Source organism: Bacillus sp. MC1252, assembly GCF_056838025.1.
On the sequence record NZ_CM166369.1, the window covers coordinates 2,214,102 to 2,236,158 of the forward strand.

Genomic DNA, 22,057 nt, shown 5'->3' on the forward strand with positions numbered 1-22,057 from the left:
AAAGTTTGAAGAAAACATAAAAAAACGCCCACAAAAAGTGAGCGTTTTTACCTAGTAAAGGTCTAGTCATTTGTTTCTGCTTCATTTTCAATTTTATTTTTGTTTTTCGCTTGTGTATCATTGCTTTCCTGTTTTGATTTCAGTTCAAAGTATTTGTCTAATACTTGTTCACCAATATCATTCGTAATCGGATAGCGCTGGTTGTAGTCTTGATACACCCACGGTACAACGACGGAAATGGCCACTTCTGGATTATCAGCAGGCGCATACGCAACAAGTGTTGTGTTATATGTCGGTGTGCCGCGTTTGCTTTTAATTGGGCCGTCATAGAATGATTGAGCGGTCCCTGTTTTGCCAGCTGGATTGTACTTTTTGTCGCCAAAGTTTGAATAGGCTGTCCCTCTTGGATTTTGCATCACAAGCTTGAAGCCTTGCTGTACACGCTTGATCTCATCACTTGTCATATCAAGCTTATTCAATACATCCGGCTTAACGGATTCCGTCACGGCTCCAATTCCGCGCTGCGGATCGGGCTCTCTGACTTCTTTTACTAGCTGCGGACGTAAACGATAACCGCCGTTTGCGATCGTTGAGACGTACTGCGCCATTTGCAGCGGTGTAAACGTGTCATATTGTCCAATCGCATAGTCAAGTAAAAGACCAGATTGTGTAGACGTTCCTCGGTAGCCAGTTGCTTCGTTTGGCAGATCGATGCCCGTTTCAACCCCAAGACCAAATTTACTGAAATTGTAGCGGAACGTATCAAATGCTTTCGTATCAATTGGGAGCGGCTGATTCTTACGATATTCCCCTTTCCCAATGGCAATTGCTGTTTTGAACATATACACGTTAGAAGAACGCTCTAGTGCCGTTAAATCATTAATGAGTCCCATATTTTGATAGGATTTCTTTGGCGGTGACTGAGCGATATAGAGCGGTTCATCATACTGGGTGCTTCCAATATGAAGCGCGCCTGTTTTATATCCTGTCAGTACAGTTGCCCCTTTCACTGCTGATCCCATCGCATACGATGATGTCATGGTTCCTAGTGCGTAGTCATCGAATTTGTATTTTCCGTTTTTGTTTGTAATCTGTTTACCCGCAACCGAGAGAACCTCTCCATTTCTCGGGTCCATCATCACAACAAACGCACGGTCAAGAAGCTCTGTTCCACCTCTTTGCTTCGCACTTCTCAAGTTCTTTTCAATGATTTTTTCAACGGCTTTTTGCAGCTGAATATCAATTGTGAGCACAAGGTCTTTCCCGCTCTTTCCTTCTGTTAAGACTTTAGAGCTTGTGACATTGCCCTCTTTATCGGTTGTACTCTGTTCTTTTTCCTTTTGGCCCTGCAAAACATCTTCATATTGATATTCAAGATAGCTTTTTCCTACACGGTCATTTCGGCTGTAGCCGAGTGATAGATAATGTTCAAGGAGTGACTGCGGAAGACCTTCATCACTTGAGGACACACTGCCGAGCATACTGCGGAGCAGTCCTTTATAAGGATAGCTGCGCGACCAGTCTGTGGTGACATCAACGCCTGGCAGCTCGTCCAAATGCTCAGAGACGTAAGCAATTTCGCTTGGCTTCACATCTTCATTTTTAATGAATTGAGGCGTGAGTGCATAGCCTGCATCCATCTGCCTTTTAATCGCTAGCACTTGCAAATCTTTTTTCGTCAGTTGATTTAATTCCTTGTCTGTGATGCGTTTCAGTTGAAGCTCATATAGTTTATCATCAGAAACCTTATCGTCACCCTTTAATTCTGATTCCTTTTGAACAAGCTTTTTTGCTTCATTCGGATGTGTTAAGATCCAGAAATCTTTTTTGTCACGGTCTGTGATTTTTTTCGTACTCACATGAATCATATCCGCTAATTTTGTAGCCACTTTGAGCCGCTCTTCTTGTGAAGTCGTCGAGGTTCTCGTATATGTAATGGCATTTAGCGCTTTATTGCTGACAATCGTGTTATAGTTTCGATCATAAATTTTTCCGCGCGGAGCAGATGAGCTGACATTCACATCCTCTTGTTTTTCTGCCTGCTTTTTATAATCCTCTCCATTGACAATCTGCACAAACCCAAGTCTAACCACAACACCAGTAAAAATAATGAACGCAGCCAAAAATAATAAATTCAGCCGGATTGGAAGTGTTTTGCGCCCTTCCTTCGCGTCTTTTTTGTTTTTCTTGTTTCTCATCACATCACCTTTTCTATCAAGAAAGAAATGGCACCCCTTTTTGTGTATAAAAGGTGCCATCATCATTTTAGCGGTTTTTCTATGATTTATCTAGAAATTTGATGTTCCATTGGTAAGAAATTTTACCTTTCTCCCTTGATAAGGTTCGTGTGAGATACTGGCTTTTGACCGTCAGTCTCTTTCATATCCGCTGTTTTTTCTTTTAAATGAATATCTTTCACAAAATAATAAATGAGTGTGTGCCCCGCTCCAAGCACTACAAGTGAAGCAGGAATGCCGAGCTCATCACCTAGTAGGGTGACAGACAAAAGAAATAAGACTATGGAACAAATACGGCCGGCATTTAAAAATAGCTCTCTGACCACAATATATTCAATTCGGGCTTTTCTTGCATACCTAGCATGACCGATCACATCATATGTTAAGGATACATAAGGAACAAGAAGGAGCGGATACCCTATCGCTATGGCCACTGCATACATGAGCAGCGATACATAGGACAAGTGAAAAATAATCAGAAATAAGGCGCCGTATAAAATAAGCCCGCCAAGCATAATGGCTTTCTTCCGCCATTTTTTCTTAATCAAACGTGTAGCGAAGAAATAAGCAAAAAAGGCAACACCTGAATTTACTAAACCAAATGTCCCTAGAGCAAGCTCACTGTTTGTCGCAATAAACACAAAGACACTAATTAAAAAGACAAACACACCTTCACGAAGCCCTTGAAAAAAGTGAGCCGTTGTAATCTTACGCCAATTCTCGTCCGCATGGCGTTCTTTCCAAATTTGCTTGATCATAAATTTCCCTTTTGACTGCCTTCTCTTAAGGAAAAAACTCATCACAACCGCTAATGAAAACAAAATAAGCGATAAAGTAAAAATCACTGTATAGCCCGTATCATCTGTTAATTGAGAAATGACAATACCCGCGATCAGTGGACCGATCATGCCAGCTGTAGATGTGAGCACCCCTAGAAATCCATTAAAGAAATCTCTTGTCTCAGGCTCTGTGATTTCAAAAGTGAGCACGTTAAAAGCAAGCCAGTAGAAACCATAGCCGATCCCAAGGACACTTCCTAATAAAACAAGCCGCGCGGCCGCTTGTTCTCCTGCTATTAAAACAATTAAGTAAAAAGCGGCTAAGAAGATCACACCAAAACGAAGAACAAACGCCCGATCTATTTTTTTAGCGAGCCGACCAGCGAATAAAAAGGTAATGGGCTGAAGCACAACAATCGCCAGGTTATAAATCGCAAGATCTGTGAATTTCCCAGACTGTTTCCATAAATACACGTTTACAAACGTATTCGAAAGCGCAATGGCAAGTGCGTATAATCCACCAATCGTGAGGAGGAGCAATAAATCTCTTGTGACATCCATGTCCCCGAACATTTTCTTTAATCTGCTCATACATTTCATTCTCCTTTTCTACACAATAGTCTGTCTCATCAAAAGGCAGATATGTAAAAAAAGGAGGGAAAATATAAAAAGACCCGCTTCTTTTCAGAGCAGGTCTTTTCGAATCAAATGATTTATTTAGCTTCGCTGTAAAGGCGAGCTACTTCATCCCAGTTCACAACATTCCAGAAAGCAGAAATGTAATCAGGACGACGGTTTTGGTAGTTTAGGTAGTAAGCATGCTCCCAAACGTCTAGTCCTAGAATTGGTGTTTTTCCTTCAGTTAAAGGAGAATCTTGGTTTGGCGTGCTTGTGATTTCAAGTTTGCCATTGTTCACAACAAGCCATGCCCAACCAGAACCAAAGCGCCCTGCAGCTGCTGCAGCGAAATCAGATTTGAATTTTTCAAACCCGCCTAATTCTTTTTCGATTGCATCTGCAAGTTCACCAGTTGGTGCGCCGCCACCGTTTGGTGAAAGAAGCGTCCAGAATAATGAGTGGTTAGCATGTCCTCCGCCGTTGTTACGTACAGCTGTACGAATGTTTTCAGGCACAGAGTTTAGGTTAGCCACTAGCTCATCGATTGATTGATCTTCAAGAGCTGATACACCTTCGATTGCTTTGTTTAAGTTTGTTACGTAAGTGTTATGGTGTTTTGTGTGGTGAATCGTCATTGTTTCCTTGTCGATATGTGGTTCTAATGCATCGTAAGCATATGGTAATTCTGGAAGTTTAAAAGCCATGGTAAAATTCCTCCTTAGAAATGTATGTACTGAAATGCTTCCTTAGTTAGTAAGTAAGCAATTCACCCTACTCAAAGAGTATCAAAAGAAACGGCTTGTTTCAACGTTATTGCTCATGATCTGAAACATTTCAGTGTTTATTGTGTATTTAGCCCTTTAGAAAAAGTTTTAAACACCATTTCTCGATTTAGCGAAGCACATAAAATAAAAAGATTCCAAGCATCAGTGCTTGAATCAATCCTTTGGCAAACACACCCGATACAAACCCAATTAATGAGCCTAACCCTACTTTCACACTTGTCTTCATATCTTTTTGATGAACGAGAAGCTCTGCAATGACACTTCCTATAAATGGACCAATGATAATGCCTGCAATGGGAATGACAAAAGGACCGATTAATAACCCAATGGTGCTTCCCCAAATGGCTGCCCGGCTGCCGCCAAAACGCTTCACTCCAATGAGGTTTGAGACATAATCTGCCGCAAATAATACGGCTGTAAACATGGCTTGAATGAGCCAAAACGTCAGCGTAAGCGGCTCGAAGGTGAAAAAGAAACCATATAGAATAAATCCAAGAACCATAAAAACAACACTAGGAATAATTGGATAGACAAGTCCAACAAACGCAATGATAAATGCACAGCCAATCAGAATCCAATACAGCACGTCCAAGTCACTGCCGCCTCCTTTTTATATGCTGTTTACATTATGCCTCATTCCTTCTATCTTAACCAGCTATGAAGGCCGTACTTGTACTAGATGGATAGACATTGATACAATGTGAGAAATAGAAAAGAATGTAGGAAGTGAATCGGTTGAACGTATTTAGTCTATTATTAAAAGGAATTTACTCACCAAAAGATGTTGCCAGAGCACGGTTTACAGGGATTGGAAAAGCGATTTTGTTCATTTTTATCCTTTCGATCATCGCAGCTGTTCCTCAGGGTTATCATATGAGTCAGGATATTTCGAATGCGATGTCAGGATTTCAGCATGTGATCAAAAAGGATTTACCCGACTTTTCAATCGAAAAAGGAACGCTTCAAGCTGATCAAAGTGCACCGATAGAGAAAGAAGAGAACGGCATCACGATCATCTTTGACCCTGCTGAAAAAATAAAAACAAGTGAGCTTGAAACAAAACAAACGGCTATTGCTTTATTAAAAGAAAAAGCAGTGATTGCCATTGATGGACAAATGACAGATATCCCATACCAGCTCCTTGGCGGGACGCTCACAAAAGATGAACTCGCTCGCGTCATAAACCAGAATCAAGCGATCATTATCCCAGTCATTTGTGTGCTGCTGTATCTATCAACTGCGGCTCTCATGTTCATCAGCGCGACATTCCTTGCAATGCTTGGTACATTTATTAAACGGATGCAGCAAAAAGAGCTTTCCTTCCAAATGCTGTGGAAGCTCTCAGCCTATTCACTCACGTTAACGACGGTCTTTTTCGCCATTATGAGTGCGTTAAACACCCCAGTTGCAAACTCATTTTTATTAAATTGGGTCATTAACTTCATCTTCTTATATCTTGTCGTCAAAGAGATACCCGCTAAAAATAAACCACTTGTCAAAAGTAAATGAGTAGTTACAACAAGGGTTTGTCTACACGCTGAAAGCTCCCCCGACTTGGAGGAGCTTTTTATGTATGTTCATGCTCTATGCCTCATCTGGATGGATGATCGCAAACAAATAGTGATCCTCCCACACGCCATTAATCTTTACTTTTTTACGATTGAGTCCCTCATTTTCAAAACCTGTCTTTTCAAGCACACGAATGGAACCAATGTTATCCGGCTTTACTCCAGCCTCAATACGATGGAGGTGCAGTTCATAAAAGGCATAATCAATGATCAAACGAATGGCCTCTGTCATATATCCCTTCCCGCCTTGATTTTGATCGAGAACATATCCAAGCATGGCCCCTTCAATAGGTCCTCTTTCGACAGAACTTAGTGAGATCGTTCCGACTAAGGCATCTGTTTCATTTAAGAAAATACCATGCATGTAAGCTTCATCTTGTGCACATCGTTGCATACTGCGCTGAATCCGTTCAATTTGACGAGATAACCCGAAAAAATCATCTTTGACCAAAGGTGTAAATTGCTGAAAATATGCGCGATTTTCGAGTTCAAGTGTTAATAGTGATTCTGCATCATTTTCTGTTAGCGTTCTCACATATATATGCTGACCTATTTTCTTCATAAACTCTCCCCCTTCTTTTATTTTATCATAATGGCCATATGAGAAAGCGCACCTATTCATCATGTGGCACTTCAGCTCAAACAAAATTCACAAACCCACACTAACTACCCCAGTGGTTTTCATTACAAGACTTACTAGAACTAACTAGAACCACCCTTTCCAGCTTTTCTCCTCTTTTTGGTTCTATCATTTCAGGACATGCATACACTGAAGTAAACTCTTAAAAGCGGTGAGTGAAATGCGGCGTATTATTTTTTTACTAATCAGTTTGTTTGTTCTCTTTATTATTTTTTTTGATTTAAAAAATGGCACCATCCCTGTTGAGGATGCTCCAGCTGTCCCTGCAAATGCCTTTCAACAAGCTGAGAAAAAAGCATATAAGAACGTCACTGTGAAACAAGGTGAAACCGTCGTCTCCATCGTCCATACAAGCAAGCCACTTGATGAAGTCATTGAAGATTTTGAAGAGCTGAATCAAGGCGTCAAAGCAAATGAAATTCGGGCAGGCAGCACATATAAGTTTCCGGTGTATAAGAGATAAAACGTTAATTCCTTGTCATTCATACAAAGAGACTGTTACAATATGAAATGTAAAACACGTCGTACATGACAAATGATTGCGTGTACACTAAGGAGCGATTGACAAGTGAGTGAAGTCACACATCGTACTAAAACGCGTCCCGTCAAAGTGGGACCTTTAACTATAGGTGGAAATAATGAGGTTGTCATTCAAAGTATGGCAACAACCAAAACACATGATGTCGAAGCGACAGTAGCTGAAATTAAACGTTTAGAAGAAGCAGGCTGTCAAATCGTGCGTGTCGCATGCCCTGATGAGCGTGCAGCAAATGCGATTGCGGATATTAAAAAACAAATTAACATCCCGCTTGTTGTCGATATACATTTTGACTACAAACTTGCACTGAAAGCCATTGAAGCAGGTGCAGACAAAATCCGCATCAACCCAGGAAACATCGGCAGACGAGAAAAAGTCGAAGCTGTTGTGAAAGCAGCAAAAGAAAAAGGCATTCCAATCCGTATTGGGGTAAACGCCGGTTCATTAGAGAAAAAAATTCTTGATAAATACGGCTACCCAACAGCAGATGGCATGGTCGAAAGTGCACTGCATCACATTAAAATTCTAGAAGACCTAGACTTTCATGACATTATTGTCAGTATGAAAGCATCTGATGTTAACCTTGCAATTGAGGCGTACGAAAAAGCGGCAAAAGCCTTTGATTATCCTCTTCACCTTGGGATTACAGAATCAGGTACGTTATTTGCAGGTACAGTCAAAAGTGCAGCTGGACTTGGCGCTATCTTGAATATGGGGATTGGTAACACACTCCGCATCTCATTAAGTGCTGACCCAGTTGAAGAAGTAAAAGTAGCACGTGAATTGTTGAAATCATTTGGTCTTGCATCAAATGCAGCAACACTGATCTCCTGCCCAACTTGTGGCCGAATTGAAATTGATCTCATTAGCATTGCAAATGAAGTCGAAGAATATATTTCTACAATTAAAGCACCGATTAAAGTGGCTGTTCTCGGCTGCGCTGTAAACGGTCCAGGTGAAGCACGTGAGGCTGACATCGGAATCGCAGGCGCTAGAGGCGAAGGCCTATTGTTCCGTAAAGGTGAAATTGTGCGTAAAGTACCAGAAGAAACAATGGTCGAAGAGCTGAAAAAAGAAATCGATAAAATCGCTGAAGAACACTATGCGAAAATGGAAGCTGAAAAAGAAAAACAAGCGAACGCATAGCAAAAACGCCTGACGTCACTGTCAGGCGTTTTTCTGTTCTTGTTAAAAGAACGGGGTGATAAATATGCCAAGGATGACGGAAACAATTCCGATCCCGATTGACCACGCGCCAAGCGCATGTGCTCCTTTTCTTCTTGCAATATAACCAACGACGATTGCCGCTACCCCTAATAGCACCGGCAAGACAAATAATGAGATAATCGCAATCGCGAGTGCTGTATAGCCTATCCCCTTACTGCCTGAATCGTCACCTACATGGTCACGTTCTCGTCTGTCTTCTCGATCTCTTGATGCCTGATATGGCTCTGCTATTTCAGCAGCTGTTTCCTCTAAATAGCCATCATCATTACTAAAGTGTGTGTCGATTTCACGATCATTTCTTCTGAAATCCTCGTCTCTTTCCATGATCAATTCCCCCTTGTGGTTAATAGAAAGGAGCTTTTTTAGTATGAGCAAAAATGTCTGTTTCATGTTTGCTAAAACTTGCTGGAATTGTGAATTGATTATGTTACACTTTAAGAGTATAAATATGAGGAGTGTGGGCATGTTACGTTTAGGAATTGATATTGATGGCACAGTGACGGCGCAGGACACCTTTGTTCCCTACTTAAATGAGTCGTTTCAATGTGCCATTACACTAGATGATATGACAGAATATGATTTGACGAAGCTCTTAAAGATTTCAAATGAAGAATTTTGGGGCTGGATGGATCAGCATGAGCCTCTTATTTATAAACAGGCGAAGCCTGCTGAGGGTGCAAAAGAGATCCTCGATCAAATGAAACATCACCACAAACTGATTTATATCACAGCAAGAAGGCAGCATCACACAGATGTCACCTACACGTGGTTTCAAGAAAATCACGTGCACTATGATGACATTGAGCTAGTTGGCGGTCATCACAAGCTGGAAGCTGTTCAAAAGCACAAGATTGATGTGTTTTTCGAGGATCATCATGGCAATGCCACAATGATTGCAAAAGAGGCTGACATTCCGGTCATTCTTTTTAACTCACCTTATAATCAAATGCCAATTGACGATAGAATCATTCGCGTCAATAACTGGAAAGAAGCGTCTCAATGGATTAAACAATACGAACAGCGTCTGCAAACTGCTTATTAATGTAGTGTATCAAGATGTCCTTCTTTCATTAAAAAATGGTACAGTGCCCCCTTCATGCCAGCCTGATTCAAATAGTAGCATGCTTCCAGCTTCACCTGAATGTTCTTCCAGGCATGCAGTGTATGTAAATGTTTCTCAATGCTTGGAATCAAATCCGGCCTTGCACTCACCCCGCCGCCAATGAGAATTTTCTCTGGATTGAGGACAGTTGCTACATTGTAAATACCAATGGCTATTCGTTTGTACCACTGATCCACCAGCTTCTCAATAGACGGATCATGCTTTGCCTTATCAAATATCGCTTGACCGTCTATTTGTTTACTTTGCGAAATTCCTTGCTTTTCTTTATAGCTTCGAATTAATCCAGCCGTTGAAGCACTGCTGTTGAGTGTCGTAAACTGGCCGCTTTCTGTTTCTGTCAGCATCATGCCAAATTCACCGCCGCGAAAGAAGGCCCCGCGAACAAGCTGACCTCCAGCAAAAATACCGCCGCCAACACCTGTACCAATCGTCATACAAATAAAGCTGTCACAATCTATCGCATGACCACTATATTTTTCTGCCAGGGCTGCGCAGTTCGCATCATTTTCCACTTCGACACGAAGAGATGTTTTTTCTTCTAAGAGCGTTTTTACATTTTGACCATTTAAGGCAATGATTGCTCCTGCAAATTCCGTAAAACCCGTTTGACTGTCCACAAACCCTGGAAGACTGATGGCGATTCCGCTGACATCTCGAGCCTTTTTATATTGCTTGACCACGTCCTCCATTGCCTCTAAAAACGGTTCAAGCTGCCAGCAATTCGTTTCATAGTCACCGCCAGTGATCAGCTCCCCATCCTCATCCATTAAACCATGTTTTGTTCTCGTTCCGCCTGCATCGAACACGACATAATATGCCACTTTTGACCCCTCCCTATATTCCAAAAGACTCAAGATTGCTTGAGCGTATGACCTGCCTGATCTCATTCTAATGAAGCAGCTGACCTTTGTAAAACGTTTTCAAAAAGACAAACAAAAAAGCCAGCTTCGCGGCTGGCTTTTTACGAGTGAACTTCCTTCGGTTCGCAGGAAGGACACGTACCGTATATTTCAAATTTATGTCCGCTAATGTGATAATTCTCTAGATCGGCTTCAAGCTTGTCCATAGGACACGCATCGATCTCCTTTGTTTTACCGCATGCAAGACAAATAAAGTGGTGATGATGATGGGAAAATGAACATTTAAAACGGAATAGCTTCTCCCCTGACAATTCCGTTGTCTCTAATATCCCAAGGTCTTCATATAAGGAAAGGTTTCGATAAATCGTATCGAAGCTAAGACCCGGGTAGTCTTCACTTAATGACGTTAACACATTTTTAGCTGTTAGGTATTTGTCAGAATCAGAAAACAATTGAAGCATATCTTCACGTTTGCTTGTATATTTGTAGCCTTTTTCCTTTAATAAATCAAGCGCTTCTTGTACGTTCATGATGATTCCCCCTTCTGAATTTTCCAATACTAATACATCCGATTAAAATCAAAATGGACAGCATCACAATGGTTCCGCCCGGCGCTAAATCAAGATAATAGCTTAAGATCAATCCGATCATGACAGACAATTCACCGAACAAGATCGAAAGGAAAATCGCCTGTTTAAACCCTTTGGCAATCCGAATACTTGCCGCAACAGGCAGCGTCATGAGCGCGGACACAAGCAGTGTACCTACGATACGCATCGATGCCGCAATGACGAGTGCAACGACTAAGATAAAAATAAAATGAATCCATTTTGCTGAAATACCAGAAGCCTTTGCATGCTCTTCATCAAAAGAAAGCAAAAACAATTCTTTATATAAAAGCACAACAACTAACACAACAACGAGTGAGATCCCAACAATAATCCAAAGATCCAGTCTCGAAACCGCACTGACACTTCCGAACAGATAACTAAACAAATCTGTATTAAAGCCATTCGCTAGTGAAATGAAAATGACAGAAATCCCAATACCACCTGATAAGATAATTGGAATCGCCAGTTCCTGATAATGCTTATATACAGATCGCAGACGTTCAATAAACAATGAGCCGGCGACAGAAAAAGCCATCCCTAAGTACAGCGGGCTAACCCCTGTCAGCAGTCCAAACTTTTTATCAAGGAATAGACTCGCTGCAATCCCCGCAAGTGACACGTGACTGAGGGCATCTGCAATAAGTGAAAGCCTTCTCACGACAATAAATACACCAAGTAAGGGCGCAATAAAACCGATCAGCATTCCTGCAATAAATGCATTTTGTAAAAATTCATAATGAAAAAATGGAAATAGCATTATTCATGTCCCCCATGATGGTGATGGTCGTGATGAATTACTTGAATGTCATGTCCGTAAAATTGAGATAACGCCTGATCATCCATTGAATCAAACGTCTCCGCATCTCCATGGAAATGAAGGCTCTGATTTAAGCAAGCCACATGGGTGACTTTATCAGAGACGGTTCCAACGTCATGTGTGACGAGAATTAAAGACATTCCTTTTTCTTTGTTCAATGTTTCTAACAGCTGATAAAAGCCTTCTACTGTTCGTTGATCCACTCCAACAGTCGGTTCATCTAAAATGAGCAGCTTTGGCTGACTGACGAGCGCACGGGCAATAAATGCACGCTGCTGCTGACCGCCTGAAAGCTCTCCAATGTTTTGGTGCTTTAAATCTTGTATGCCAACTGAGCGAATGGCATCTTCAACTTGCCATTTATCCTGCTTACTCATTCGTTTGAATAAACCAATTTTCGCCGTCAATCCACTTGCGACGACCTCGTACACAGAAGCAGGGAAACCAGTATTAAAACTATTCGCCTTTTGTGAAACAAATCCAATTTGATCCCAGTCTCTAAATTTCGAAACAGGCGTGCCAAATAGCTTTAATTCACCTTGCTGCGGTTTAATGAGCCCAAGCAGGCATTTTAATAAGGTTGTTTTACCAGATCCATTCGGTCCAACGAGTGCCAGAAAATTCCCTTCCTCTACTGTTAAATGAATGTGATCAATGACATTTCGCTGTCCATACGAGTACGAAATGTCTTTCATTTCAATAATCGGCTTTGCCATGAATCTTTCCACCTTTAATCAATATAAAAAGAATGATTACGATTTATACAACAAAAAGAAAATGGCAAGAGCCATTTTCTTTTTCCATACATACGTCTCATTATATAAAAGAAAAATAAAAAAGTAAAATAAAAGCTAATGAATGGCTGTTTTAAACTTACCGCCTTTTGTTTCATGTGTATCCATAATCGTAATAAATGCTTGACCATCAATTTCAAACACAATGGATTTCAGCTTTGTAATTTCAAGCCTTGTGACAACGGCATAGATGACATCTTTCTCTTCATCTGTATAGCCGCCTTTTCCTCTAAGCTTTGTCGTTCCCCTGCCAAGACGATGAAGAATTGCATCTGAAATTTCATCATAATAATCCGACACGATAATGACAGCTTTTGTTTCATCAAGTCCTTGAATGACAGCATCAATTGTTTTCATTGCCAAATAATATGTCATGACAGAATACATAGCCTGCTCTGGTCCGAAGACAAAGCCTGCCCAAATAAAAATGAACACATTGACGATCATGACAAACTCACCGACGGAGAAAGGAATTTTTTTCGTCAGAAGAATTCCTAAGATCTCTGTTCCGTCCATTGAGCCTCCATTCCGAATGACGAGTCCAACGCCAAATCCTAGTAACAGTCCTCCAAATACAGTGGCTAAGATCGGCTGATTTGTAAATGCCTCTACATGATGGAGTGAAGATTCAATCACGGCTAAGCTGACAATCCCAATCACAGTGGAAATGAGAAAGGTTTTCCCAATATGTTTGTATCCTGATATCATAAATGGAATATTCAAAATGACAACAATCGTCGCAAAATTAATAAATGGGTTATCTGTAAAGAGATAATCCAAAATAAGCGAAATGCCGATGATGCCTCCATCAATAATATTGTTTGGCACTAAAAATAATTCAATGCTGACTGCTGCACATGCAGCTCCTACTAGAATCAGAAAAATTCTCATAATAAAATGAGGCACTGATTCCTTTCTATGCTGTTTACTATTTGCCATACGTTCTCCCTTCTACACTTGTTAAATTTTCAATGAACATTTTATACTCTTTACTATTTTATCATTTCACAGAGTAAAATTAAATTTTTTGCACATTTTCCGTTTTCGACCATACATTGTTACAGAGGGGAGGAATGGAATTGATCTTAATTCAAAAAATTGTGCTGCAACGGCTCAACCAGATCACAGCAAATGATTTGTTAAGGTATGCGAAACAGTATGGGGTTAGCTTAACATCAACTCAGGCTGCTGAAGTCGCCAAACTCATGAATGGGAAGAACGTCAATATTTTTAATGATGCAGAGCGCAGTCGGCTTCTTAAGCAAGTGGAAGCGATTACTTCTAAACAAACAGCACAGACTGTCAATGATCTGTTTAACCAATTTACAAATTAGGCAAAAAAGGGCCGCATTTAGCGGCACCTCATCACATTGCATGCTTTTTTTACTGACCCATAATTTTTTCTCGTAAGCCTTCATCAAACTGCTTTTCTTTCAGCATCTCAATTTCGAATTTGTAAGGTGGCTTTTTGTTCTTTTTATCTTCACCTACATAAGGCGTTTCTAGAATTTTCGGCACATCTTGAAGCTGCGGATGATGCACGATATAGTTCAATGCATCGAAGCCAATTTCACCAAAACCGATATTTTCATGTCGGTCTTTTCTTGCGCCTTGTACGTTTTTACTGTCATTAATATGAAGAACTTTGATTCGGTCAATACCGACGATTCGATCAAAATCTTCCAGCACACCGTCAAAGTCACTCACAATCGGGTAACCAGCATCGTGCGTGTGACACGTATCAAAGCAGACAGAAAGTGCTTCGTTATGTGTCACACCGTCGATAATTTGGGCAAGCTCTTCAAAGCTTCTTCCGCACTCTGAGCCCTTGCCTGCCATTGTTTCAAGTGCGATTTGGACCTCTTGCCCTTTCACAATGACTTCGTTTAAACCTTCGATGATTTTTTGAATTCCCGCTTCTGCCCCTGCTCCGACATGCGCACCTGGATGGAGAACAATTTGTTTTGCGCCAAGTGCTTCCGTACGCTCTATTTCTGAGCGAAGGAAGTCCACTCCAAGCTCGAATGTCGCTGGATTCACTGTGTTTCCAATATTGATAATATACGGTGCATGAACGACGATATCTGTCATGCCATGCTCTTTCATATGCGCTTGTCCAGCTTCAATATTAAGGTCTTCAATTTTTTTACGGCGTGTATTTTGTGGTGCACCTGTATAAATCATAAAAGTATTCGAACCATAAGAGGCAGCTTCTTGACTCGCTGCAAGAAGCATATGTTTTCCGCTCATGGATACATGTGATCCAATCTTCAACAATGTTTCCCCCTACTTTCCGTTACGCTTTGACTTTCTACGTTCCTGCTTTTTGATTTTATCCATCTCACGTGTCATTTTCTTTTTATATCCAGGTTTGACGGCTTTCGGTTTTTTCACAAGACGCTTCGCTTTTTCTTCAATTTCATTTGGTGCTTTTTTACGTCTTTGACGCTTCAGACGGTCATCCGCATCTCGCCATTCTCCATGAACAATGGTTTTGTTCTCAAACACAACACCCATTTTCTCAATCTGAACAAGTGCATCCTCATCAGCGAGATCATAAATGGTCATCGCAATTCCAGAGGAACCAGCTCGAGCTGTTCTTCCAACACGGTGAACATAGAAATCAAGATCAGATGGAAGTTCATAGTTGATCACGTGGCTGACGCCCTTAATATCAATTCCGCGGGCTGCAAGATCAGACGCCACAATATAGGTGAACTCCAAATCATCAATTTGTTTCATGACTTTTTTACGTTCGCGCGGCGTTAATCCGCCATGAAGCACACCAATTTTCATTCCTTTTTCTTGAAGGAATGAAGCAATTTCATCAACGGTTGATTTTGTATTGGCAAAAATGATTCCTAAATAAGGCTGTACATTTGTCACCATCTCATGCAGCAATTTTAATTTGTCACGTTGTTTAGACGGGACTAAAATATGCTGAATGTTTTCAGCGGTAATACGTCTTGGTTCAACATGGGCATACTTTGGATTGTCCATATATTTTTTAAGGAAAGGCTTTAATTTTTCCGGAATGGTTGCTGAGAACACAAGCATTTGCAGCTTTTCTGGCATTTGTGCACCAATACGGTCCACATCTTCTAAAAATCCCATATCCAGCATTAAATCCGCTTCATCAATAACAAGAGAAGTCGCTTTGTATACATTCAGCGCTTGCTCATGAATAAGATCAGCAATACGTCCAGGAGTGCCGACAACCAAATGCGGCTGGTTCTTTAGCTTTTGAATGGATTTCTGCTTGTCCGTTCCGCCAATGTAAAGCTTTGCTTTAATTTCTTCTTCCGGAGAAGTATTCTTTAAGATCGTTTGGGCTTCTTTGAAAATTTGATTGGCTAATTCTCGTGTTGGTGCAGTAATCACCACTTGTACTTGCTCTTTGCCTGGATCGATTGAATGAATAAGCGGCAATAAGTACGCATGGGTTTTTCCTGTTCCTGTTTGTGATTGACCAATGACGCTTTCTCCTTTTAAAACAGCAGGGATGATTCTTCTTTGAATATCAGTTGGCTCATAAAAGCCCAGTTCATGAATAGCATCTATAATAAAAGGCTTTAATTCATATGTCGTAAATTTCGTTTCTTTCATGTTTTCACTCCTTAAGGCAATGCCTTTTTGCTCATCTCCTCATTATAGCTGATTTTCAACAAAAAAACCATGTCCGCTTTTCTTACAGGAAACCAATTGATGCTTCTTTGCATAACCTATGAAGAGAAAGAGAATGCAGTAAGGGAGGTACAAGTATGTTAGGGCAAAGGCCTATGGGCGATTTTCAGCCGCATCGTCCCTCACGCCGGCACCTTGGAAATGGCGGACAGCCCGGGATTTTCCAAAGGAGACAGCAGGCTCCGATCGAACAGCCTTTTCAAGGGCAAGGGAATCAATTTCAACAAATGATGCCTCGCTCTCCGTCTGTACAGGGCGGCGGTTTACATGGGATGGGCGGTATTCCAGGGGGCGAGAGCCGTGCACTAGGCGGCGGAGCTGGAATTAAAGGCATGCTCGCTAAATTCCTTCCTGGAGCCGGGGGAGCAGGGGTCTCTGGAGGTGGTGCGGGATTACAAGGAATCCAGAGCTTCACAAATCCTGCGACTCTCTCAAGCATGTTAGGAAATGTTCAAAAAGTGCTCGGAATGGCGCAGCAATTCACACCAATGATTCAGCAATACGGCCCTTTAGTGAGAAATCTGCCTGCGATGATTAAGCTGTACAGCCAGCTTGGCAGTGCGGATGATGATGAAACGAATGTGAATGATGCAGACGCAGAACCAAAAGAACTCGGCGAGGAAACAGAAGTTACGCATGAACAAACAGCACCAGTTGATGAGGCAGAGGAAATAAAAGAAGATGAAGAACCAGAGGACATTCTTGTCAAAAAAACAGCTGCACTCACATCACCTGCTCCTGAAGCAAAGCCGAAAAAAAGAGCTGGCAGTTCTGTTCCAAAACTATATGTCTAGTAATCTTTGAAAGGCGAAGTGGTTACCGCGTATAACAATCTTTGATATATGCGCTTACTTTGGCTATAATGGAAGGAAGAGAATGATAAAAAGCCGTTTTTTACGGCTTTTTATATTGTTCTTCTCTAGCAGCACTTCCCTACAGGAGGACGAATAAATGAATGTGATTAAAATATCGCCGCGTGGCTATTGCTATGGCGTTGTGGATGCAATGGTCATTGCTAAAAATGCCGCACTGGATAAAAACTTGCCACGCCCAATTTATATATTAGGTATGATTGTGCATAACAAACATGTAACAGATGCCTTTGAAGAAGATGGGATCTACACACTGGACGGACCAAACCGCTTGGACATTTTAAAGCAGGTTGAAAGCGGAACGGTGATTTTCACCGCCCACGGCGTTTCTCCCGAGGTTCGCCAAATCGCAGAAGAAAAAGGCCTTGTAGCCATTGACGCGACCTGTCCAGATGTAACGAAAACACATGAACTCATTTCAGAAAAAACTGCCGATGGGTATGACATTATTTATATTGGGAAAAAAGGTCACCCTGAGCCAGAAGGAGCTGTCGGAGTTGCACCAGACAAAGTGCACCTTGTTGAAACAGAAGCTGACATTGAGGCGCTGGATTTAACGTCAGATAAGCTGCTCATTACCAATCAGACGACGATGTCACAGTGGGATGTCTATGATTTGATGGAGCTCATTAAGGAGAAATATCCGCACGTTGAATACCATCAAGAAATTTGTCTTGCGACACAAGTACGTCAGGAAGCTGTTTCACAGCAAGCTGGGCAAGCTGATCTCACCATTGTGGTCGGCGATCCGAAAAGTAATAACTCCAACCGTCTAGCACAAGTGTCAATGGAGATTGCAGGTACACAGGCTTACCGTATTGGTGACCTAAGTGAGCTCAAGCTGGAATGGCTGCAAGGCGTAAAAACCGTTGCCGTGACTGCTGGTGCTTCAACACCAACACCTATTACAAAAGAAGTCATTCGCTTCCTAGAAAACTATGAACCGGACAATGAATCGACTTGGAAGGTTGAACACGCTGTTCCTCTTTCTAAAATATTACCTCGCGTAAAAACGAAGAAATAAAAAAACGTCAGAGCTGCTGTGCTCTGACGTTTTTTTACATAAACTGAAATGGGTTTGTGTTTGATTCTGACACAAAGAGCTGTACATCATACTTTTGATCCGTACATAGCGATTGAAGCTTCGCTTTCACGCCCTCTTTCATGATCTTTTCTGCGTAATGACCTGGGTCCACTACGTTTAGTCCGAGCATCATTGCATCGTGGGCGACATGAAAATAAAGGTCTCCTGTCACATACACATCGGCACCCATTCTTTTCGCTTGATGGATGTATTTATTTCCGTCTCCGCCAAGCACAGCTACCTTTTTCACAACCGCTTCCTGATCTCCTACAAAACGAGCACCATTCACATCTAGCTTCACTTTTACAAATTGTGTAAATTCCCCAAGAGTCATAGGGTCTCTTAATTCTCCAATGCGGCCGAGACCTTTTTGAATAGGAGGAAGATCCGTCGTGTGTACACTGTAGGCGACTTCTTCATAAGGATGTGCTTTGATCATTTCACGAATCACTTGTTTTTCAATACTTGCTGGGAAAATGGTTTCGATCCGCACTTCTTTCACAAATTCCAGCTTACCCGACTCACCAATAAAAGGCTCAGCTTCTTCTGATGGCAGAAAGCTGCCTGTCCCTTCATTTGAAAAAGCACAATGGCTGTAGTTGCCAATATGACCAGCTCCCGCATTTCCTAAAGCCGTTCTGATGGCCTCTTCAAATTCCTCTGGAACATAAAGTGCAAGCTGCTTGATTTGATCTTCATATGTCGGAACTAACACACTTGTTTCCTTGAGCTCTAATGCCTCAGCAAGCAAGTCATTGACTCCTCCATCCGCTACGTCTAAATTTGTATGAGCCACATAAACCGCAATATCATGTTTGATGCACTTTTCAATGATACGTCCAGCCGGCTGATCTGTCGCTACATTTTTTAATGGACGAAAAATCGGCGGGTGGTGGGCTATGATAAGATCTATATTCCGCTCAATCGCCTCATCTACCACATTCTCTAATACATCTAAGGTGATCATGACATTGGTGACTTGTTTATTTAATGTTCCAATCTGGAGCCCAATTTTATCACCCTCCACGGCATATGCTTTTGGTGAAAATTGTTCAAACAATTGGATGATTTCATGCCCGTTTACTGTTTTAGTCAACAGTCAAAACCTCCTTTAGAATCTTTATTTTCGCTTTCAGCTCTTTCTGGCGCTCTTTGTTTTCTTCTGTCGGAGCTGCCTCTTGAATTTGACCTTCTATTTTCTCCATATGCTGAAGCTCTTGCATCCACTTGCGCCGGAAGACGTCATTTTGCTCTTTCGCAAGAAACGGACCAACTAGCATGCCTGTTTCTACTGACATTCCTTCATAGGCTTTATCTTTGTCGCCTTTTTCGGCGATGATGATTTCGTATATTTTGCCATCCTCTTCTAAAATGACTTCACCCATCAATTCATACCCCTCTTGATAGAGCCATAAACGAATGTGGTGAGCATGGATATTTGGCTGAAGAATGAGCCGCTCGCGGCCTGTGAGCTTATGCTTGCCGTCATTTAAAATGCTTGCGATGAGTGCTCCGCCCATACCTGCAATCGTGACTGCATTCACTTCGCCCTTTTCAATGACTTCAAGGCCATTTCCTTTTCTGACCGAGATCTGTTCATCTAATTCAAGTCTATGTACTTGCTGCTTCGCAGATTGGAGCGGTCCATCTGTAATTTCACCAGCAATGGCTTTTACTGCTTTTTGATGTAATATCGCATAGCATGGCAAATAGGCATGATCTGAGCCGATATCAGCAAAGACAGCCTCATTTGGTAAAAAGTCTGCAACTCTTTTTAATCGTTTCGATAAATTCATTTCATTCATACATATCACTACTTTTCTTTAATGTTCATCCCTTGTCTATCTTATATAAATTATGGACTTTTTAAAAGTCGTTTTCAAATGAAAAAAGCTCTTCTTATCAAAAAGAGCTTTTTGCGTCACATTATTTAATTTTGGAAACCCATTCTGACATTTCATCTAGCTTTTCATTCGGAATCAGCCCGCCTGGCATCCCGTTTCCGCCTTCTTGAATTTTCTTCTTGATGTCTGCCACTTCAAGCTTGTCACCAACACCTTTTAATGCAGGACCTGCGCCGCCTTCATAGTTTTCCCCATGACAGCTCAGACAGTTTTGCTTATACAATTCTTCCGGCGTCGCATTTGCTGTCTCCTCTTGCTTTTGCTCTTCGCCACCAGAGGCAATTTTTTCTTCATCCTTCAGCCCCTTCATTGATAAGAAAAAAGTGAGTCCAATTCCTAAAATGGCAATCAATAAAAATGGTATAAGTGGATTCCGTTTCATTTCTTTCATCCTCCCCTTTGTGAAAAACCCCTTTGAGACTATGCAAACAATTCTAATTCTACTTTAATTTTACAAAAAGTAAACGAATTATGATACAAAACTTTGGTCAAGTTCACAGATTAGACAAAAATGAATCATGATGAGAAATGAAGCCTGCAGCACATTTTGATGTATTTTTTATACATCTTTTCTCTAAGAACGTTGCAAATTCATTTGTTATTCAGTAAAATATAATCAGATTGAAAAAAGCGTTTTCATTTTGATGAAGAAAGAACGGATCTCTTTCAAGATCCGTCCGGTTTCTATTCTAAGAAGTCTTTTAATCGTTTACTTCTGCTTGGGTGTCTTAATTTACGAAGAGCTTTCGCTTCAATTTGGCGGATACGCTCTCTTGTTACGCCAAACACCTTTCCAACCTCTTCTAACGTGCGTGTTCTTCCGTCATCTAGTCCGAAACGTAGTCTCAGCACATTTTCTTCACGGTCCGTTAGCGTGTCTAATACATCTTCAAGCTGCTCTTTCAACAATTCGTATGCAGCATGGTCAGATGGAGACGTCGCCTCTTGGTCTTCAATAAAATCACCAAGATGCGAGTCATCTTCTTCACCAATAGGTGTTTCTAAAGAGACAGGCTCTTGTGCAATTTTAAGAATTTCTCTTACCTTTTCTGGGGTTAAATCCATGTCTTCAGCAATTTCCTCTGGCGTTGGTTCTCTGCCTAGGTCTTGCAGAAGCTGTCTTTGAACACGGATCAATTTATTAATGGTTTCCACCATATGAACTGGAATACGGATTGTTCTCGCCTGATCGGCAATGGCACGCGTGATCGCCTGTCTAATCCACCAAGTCGCATATGTTGAGAATTTGTATCCTTTGCGGTAATCAAACTTCTCAACTGCCTTCATGAGCCCCATGTTTCCTTCTTGAATCAAGTCAAGGAAAAGCATACCACGACCGACGTAGCGTTTCGCAATACTGACAACGAGACGAAGGTTCGCTTCCGCTAATCTTCTTTTTGATTCCTCATCGCCTTCTTCGATCTTTTGAGCATACGTAATTTCTTCTTTAGCAGATAACAAATTGACGCGTCCGATTTCTTTTAAGTACATACGAACAGGATCATTAATTTTGACACCTGGTGGTACGCTTAAATCATTCAGGTCAAATTCCTCTTCTGCTTTAGCCAGCTGCTGAACATTTGGGTCTTCTGTCTCTTCATTTTCACTGATGAGCTCTACACCCTGTTCGCCTAAGTATTCATAGTATTCATCCATTTGGTCTGATTCAATTTCAAAGCTAGACATACGCTCTGCAATTTCTTCGTATGTTAAAACGCCCCGTTTTTTACCCGTTTCAGTGAGCTTATCTCTCACCTGTTCAAAGGTTAATTCAGTTTCGGTTTCGTGGGCTTGTTTATCAGCCATTATGGATCCCTCCTTCCAAAGCTTGCAACGAATTCTAAAGTAACTTGCGATTTGCATCCGCTCTGCTTTTCTCTCTCTATCAAACAGATGAGCAAATAGGAATAAAATAA

At 41.3% G+C, this 22,057-nt stretch carries 24 protein-coding genes; 7 read left to right on the plus strand and 17 right to left on the minus strand.

Features of this window, described 5'->3' with window-relative positions; all coding sequences use genetic code 11:
• Positions 1 to 62: 62 nt before the first annotated feature.
• The 4 genes from ACYH0L_RS11280 to ACYH0L_RS11295 form a co-directional block, all read right to left on the minus strand.
• On the minus strand, positions 63 to 2,198 hold the full coding sequence (locus ACYH0L_RS11280; RefSeq protein ID WP_099726785.1) for a peptidoglycan D,D-transpeptidase FtsI family protein: 2,136 nt from the start codon (positions 2,196 to 2,198) through the stop codon (positions 63 to 65).
• Positions 2,199 to 2,320: 122 nt separating this feature from the next.
• Entirely contained in the window at positions 2,321 to 3,607 is a 1,287-nt protein-coding gene (locus ACYH0L_RS11285) for an MFS transporter (protein WP_099726633.1), read from the minus strand.
• Positions 3,608 to 3,729: 122 nt separating this feature from the next.
• Positions 3,730 to 4,338, minus strand: coding sequence for a superoxide dismutase SodA (gene sodA / locus ACYH0L_RS11290; protein WP_099726632.1), 609 nt, complete (start codon positions 4,336 to 4,338; stop codon positions 3,730 to 3,732).
• A gap of 187 nt (positions 4,339 to 4,525) precedes the next feature.
• Complete coding sequence (locus ACYH0L_RS11295) at positions 4,526 to 5,011, minus strand: DUF456 domain-containing protein (RefSeq protein WP_099726631.1); 486 nt, start codon at positions 5,009 to 5,011, stop codon at positions 4,526 to 4,528.
• 143 nt (positions 5,012 to 5,154) lie between these two features.
• On the opposite strand from ACYH0L_RS11295, the gene ACYH0L_RS11300 reads away from it, so the two are divergent.
• Positions 5,155 to 5,928 (plus strand): DUF1189 domain-containing protein, encoded by a 774-nt coding sequence (locus tag ACYH0L_RS11300; protein ID WP_099726630.1) that lies wholly within the window; start codon positions 5,155 to 5,157, stop codon positions 5,926 to 5,928.
• A gap of 75 nt (positions 5,929 to 6,003) precedes the next feature.
• Here the strand turns inward: ACYH0L_RS11300 and ACYH0L_RS11305 are convergent, their stop codons facing one another.
• On the minus strand, positions 6,004 to 6,549 hold the full coding sequence (locus ACYH0L_RS11305) for a GNAT family N-acetyltransferase (RefSeq protein ID WP_099726629.1): 546 nt from the start codon (positions 6,547 to 6,549) through the stop codon (positions 6,004 to 6,006).
• A gap of 238 nt (positions 6,550 to 6,787) precedes the next feature.
• Between ACYH0L_RS11305 and ACYH0L_RS11310 the strand changes: the two genes are divergently transcribed.
• On the plus strand, positions 6,788 to 7,090 hold the full coding sequence (locus ACYH0L_RS11310) for a hypothetical protein (protein WP_099726628.1): 303 nt from the start codon (positions 6,788 to 6,790) through the stop codon (positions 7,088 to 7,090).
• Between the two features lie 105 nt (positions 7,091 to 7,195).
• Positions 7,196 to 8,311: a flavodoxin-dependent (E)-4-hydroxy-3-methylbut-2-enyl-diphosphate synthase gene (gene ispG / locus ACYH0L_RS11315; protein WP_099726627.1), complete on the plus strand. Its 1,116-nt coding sequence runs from the start codon at positions 7,196 to 7,198 to the stop codon at positions 8,309 to 8,311.
• A gap of 42 nt (positions 8,312 to 8,353) precedes the next feature.
• On the opposite strand, the gene ACYH0L_RS11320 is transcribed toward ispG, so the two are convergent.
• On the minus strand, positions 8,354 to 8,716 hold the full coding sequence (locus ACYH0L_RS11320; RefSeq protein WP_008342359.1) for a DUF308 domain-containing protein: 363 nt from the start codon (positions 8,714 to 8,716) through the stop codon (positions 8,354 to 8,356).
• A gap of 139 nt (positions 8,717 to 8,855) precedes the next feature.
• Between ACYH0L_RS11320 and ACYH0L_RS11325 the strand changes: the two genes are divergently transcribed.
• Positions 8,856 to 9,434, plus strand: a complete 579-nt coding sequence (locus ACYH0L_RS11325) for a 5' nucleotidase, NT5C type (RefSeq protein WP_099726626.1) — start codon at positions 8,856 to 8,858, stop codon at positions 9,432 to 9,434.
• Here the strand turns inward: ACYH0L_RS11325 and ACYH0L_RS11330 are convergent.
• From ACYH0L_RS11330 to ACYH0L_RS11350, 5 genes are all read right to left on the minus strand, one after another.
• The gene (locus ACYH0L_RS11330; protein WP_230030399.1) at positions 9,431 to 10,336 is read right to left on the minus strand and encodes an ROK family protein; all 906 of its coding nucleotides are present in this window, start codon (positions 10,334 to 10,336) and stop codon (positions 9,431 to 9,433) included. The two genes, ACYH0L_RS11325 and ACYH0L_RS11330, sit on opposite strands and share 4 nt — an antisense overlap.
• A gap of 140 nt (positions 10,337 to 10,476) precedes the next feature.
• Entirely contained in the window at positions 10,477 to 10,905 is a 429-nt protein-coding gene (gene zur, locus ACYH0L_RS11335; protein ID WP_099726624.1) for a zinc uptake transcriptional repressor Zur, read from the minus strand.
• A complete protein-coding gene (locus ACYH0L_RS11340; protein ID WP_099726623.1) occupies positions 10,883 to 11,743 on the minus strand; it encodes a metal ABC transporter permease in 861 nt (286 codons plus the stop codon). The genes zur and ACYH0L_RS11340 overlap by 23 nt, the downstream gene beginning before the upstream one ends.
• A complete protein-coding gene (locus tag ACYH0L_RS11345; RefSeq protein WP_099726622.1) occupies positions 11,743 to 12,519 on the minus strand; it encodes a metal ABC transporter ATP-binding protein in 777 nt (258 codons plus the stop codon). Before ACYH0L_RS11345 ends, ACYH0L_RS11340 begins: the two co-directional genes overlap by 1 nt.
• A gap of 135 nt (positions 12,520 to 12,654) precedes the next feature.
• Positions 12,655 to 13,536: a YitT family protein gene (locus tag ACYH0L_RS11350; protein ID WP_099726621.1), complete on the minus strand. Its 882-nt coding sequence runs from the start codon at positions 13,534 to 13,536 to the stop codon at positions 12,655 to 12,657.
• A gap of 140 nt (positions 13,537 to 13,676) precedes the next feature.
• Here ACYH0L_RS11350 and ACYH0L_RS11355 point away from each other — a divergent pair, with 140 nt between their 5' ends.
• The gene (locus ACYH0L_RS11355) at positions 13,677 to 13,931 is read left to right on the plus strand and encodes a DUF2624 domain-containing protein (protein WP_034319529.1); all 255 of its coding nucleotides are present in this window, start codon (positions 13,677 to 13,679) and stop codon (positions 13,929 to 13,931) included.
• 49 nt (positions 13,932 to 13,980) lie between these two features.
• On the opposite strand, the gene ACYH0L_RS11360 is transcribed toward ACYH0L_RS11355, so the two are convergent.
• Both ACYH0L_RS11360 and ACYH0L_RS11365 read right to left on the minus strand, forming a co-directional pair.
• Complete coding sequence (locus tag ACYH0L_RS11360) at positions 13,981 to 14,874, minus strand: deoxyribonuclease IV (protein WP_230030400.1); 894 nt, start codon at positions 14,872 to 14,874, stop codon at positions 13,981 to 13,983.
• 9 nt (positions 14,875 to 14,883) lie between these two features.
• A complete protein-coding gene (locus ACYH0L_RS11365) occupies positions 14,884 to 16,203 on the minus strand; it encodes a DEAD/DEAH box helicase (protein WP_099726619.1) in 1,320 nt (439 codons plus the stop codon).
• Between the two features lie 155 nt (positions 16,204 to 16,358).
• Between ACYH0L_RS11365 and vrrA the strand changes: the two genes are divergently transcribed.
• Both vrrA and ACYH0L_RS11375 read left to right on the plus strand, forming a co-directional pair.
• A complete protein-coding gene (gene vrrA, locus ACYH0L_RS11370; RefSeq protein ID WP_099726618.1) occupies positions 16,359 to 17,075 on the plus strand; it encodes a VrrA/YqfQ family protein in 717 nt (238 codons plus the stop codon).
• 157 nt (positions 17,076 to 17,232) lie between these two features.
• Entirely contained in the window at positions 17,233 to 18,177 is a 945-nt protein-coding gene (locus ACYH0L_RS11375) for a 4-hydroxy-3-methylbut-2-enyl diphosphate reductase (protein ID WP_230030401.1), read from the plus strand.
• Positions 18,178 to 18,211: 34 nt separating this feature from the next.
• Here ACYH0L_RS11375 and ACYH0L_RS11380 read toward each other — a convergent pair whose 3' ends face one another.
• The 4 genes from ACYH0L_RS11380 to rpoD form a co-directional block, all read right to left on the minus strand.
• Positions 18,212 to 19,333 (minus strand): Nif3-like dinuclear metal center hexameric protein, encoded by a 1,122-nt coding sequence (locus ACYH0L_RS11380; RefSeq protein WP_099726616.1) that lies wholly within the window; start codon positions 19,331 to 19,333, stop codon positions 18,212 to 18,214.
• Positions 19,326 to 20,042 carry a tRNA (adenine(22)-N(1))-methyltransferase gene (locus ACYH0L_RS11385; RefSeq protein ID WP_099726615.1) on the minus strand — a complete coding sequence of 239 codons (717 nt, stop codon included), beginning with the start codon at positions 20,040 to 20,042 and terminating at the stop codon, positions 19,326 to 19,328. Before ACYH0L_RS11385 ends, ACYH0L_RS11380 begins: the two co-directional genes overlap by 8 nt.
• Before the next feature lie 121 nt (positions 20,043 to 20,163).
• Positions 20,164 to 20,523 (minus strand): cytochrome c550, encoded by a 360-nt coding sequence (gene cccA, locus ACYH0L_RS11390; protein WP_034319511.1) that lies wholly within the window; start codon positions 20,521 to 20,523, stop codon positions 20,164 to 20,166.
• 302 nt (positions 20,524 to 20,825) lie between these two features.
• On the minus strand, positions 20,826 to 21,947 hold the full coding sequence (rpoD, locus tag ACYH0L_RS11395) for an RNA polymerase sigma factor RpoD (protein ID WP_008342392.1): 1,122 nt from the start codon (positions 21,945 to 21,947) through the stop codon (positions 20,826 to 20,828).
• Positions 21,948 to 22,057: the final 110 nt, after the last annotated feature.

Excerpts from the sequence above, each read along its gene's own strand:
- ACYH0L_RS11280 (WP_099726785.1), bottom strand. The coding sequence starts at position 2,198 with ATGAGAAACAAGAAAAACAAAAAAGACGCGAAGGAAGGGCGCAAAACA.
- ACYH0L_RS11285 (WP_099726633.1), bottom strand. The coding sequence starts at position 3,607 with ATGAGCAGATTAAAGAAAATGTTCGGGGACATGGATGTCACAAGAGAT.
- sodA (WP_099726632.1), bottom strand. The coding sequence starts at position 4,338 with ATGGCTTTTAAACTTCCAGAATTACCATATGCTTACGATGCATTAGAA.
- ACYH0L_RS11305 (WP_099726629.1), bottom strand. The coding sequence starts at position 6,549 with ATGAAGAAAATAGGTCAGCATATATATGTGAGAACGCTAACAGAAAAT.
- ACYH0L_RS11310 (WP_099726628.1), top strand. The coding sequence starts at position 6,788 with ATGCGGCGTATTATTTTTTTACTAATCAGTTTGTTTGTTCTCTTTATT.
- ACYH0L_RS11320 (WP_008342359.1), bottom strand. The coding sequence starts at position 8,716 with ATGGAAAGAGACGAGGATTTCAGAAGAAATGATCGTGAAATCGACACA.
- ACYH0L_RS11325 (WP_099726626.1), top strand. The coding sequence starts at position 8,856 with ATGTTACGTTTAGGAATTGATATTGATGGCACAGTGACGGCGCAGGAC.
- zur (WP_099726624.1), bottom strand. The coding sequence starts at position 10,905 with ATGAACGTACAAGAAGCGCTTGATTTATTAAAGGAAAAAGGCTACAAA.
- ACYH0L_RS11340 (WP_099726623.1), bottom strand. The coding sequence starts at position 11,743 with ATGCTATTTCCATTTTTTCATTATGAATTTTTACAAAATGCATTTATT.
- ACYH0L_RS11345 (WP_099726622.1), bottom strand. The coding sequence starts at position 12,519 with ATGGCAAAGCCGATTATTGAAATGAAAGACATTTCGTACTCGTATGGA.
- ACYH0L_RS11350 (WP_099726621.1), bottom strand. The coding sequence starts at position 13,536 with ATGGCAAATAGTAAACAGCATAGAAAGGAATCAGTGCCTCATTTTATT.
- ACYH0L_RS11365 (WP_099726619.1), bottom strand. The coding sequence starts at position 16,203 with ATGAAAGAAACGAAATTTACGACATATGAATTAAAGCCTTTTATTATA.
- vrrA (WP_099726618.1), top strand. The coding sequence starts at position 16,359 with ATGTTAGGGCAAAGGCCTATGGGCGATTTTCAGCCGCATCGTCCCTCA.
- ACYH0L_RS11375 (WP_230030401.1), top strand. The coding sequence starts at position 17,233 with ATGAATGTGATTAAAATATCGCCGCGTGGCTATTGCTATGGCGTTGTG.
- ACYH0L_RS11385 (WP_099726615.1), bottom strand. The coding sequence starts at position 20,042 with ATGAATGAAATGAATTTATCGAAACGATTAAAAAGAGTTGCAGACTTT.
- cccA (WP_034319511.1), bottom strand. The coding sequence starts at position 20,523 with ATGAAACGGAATCCACTTATACCATTTTTATTGATTGCCATTTTAGGA.
- rpoD (WP_008342392.1), bottom strand. The coding sequence starts at position 21,947 with ATGGCTGATAAACAAGCCCACGAAACCGAAACTGAATTAACCTTTGAA.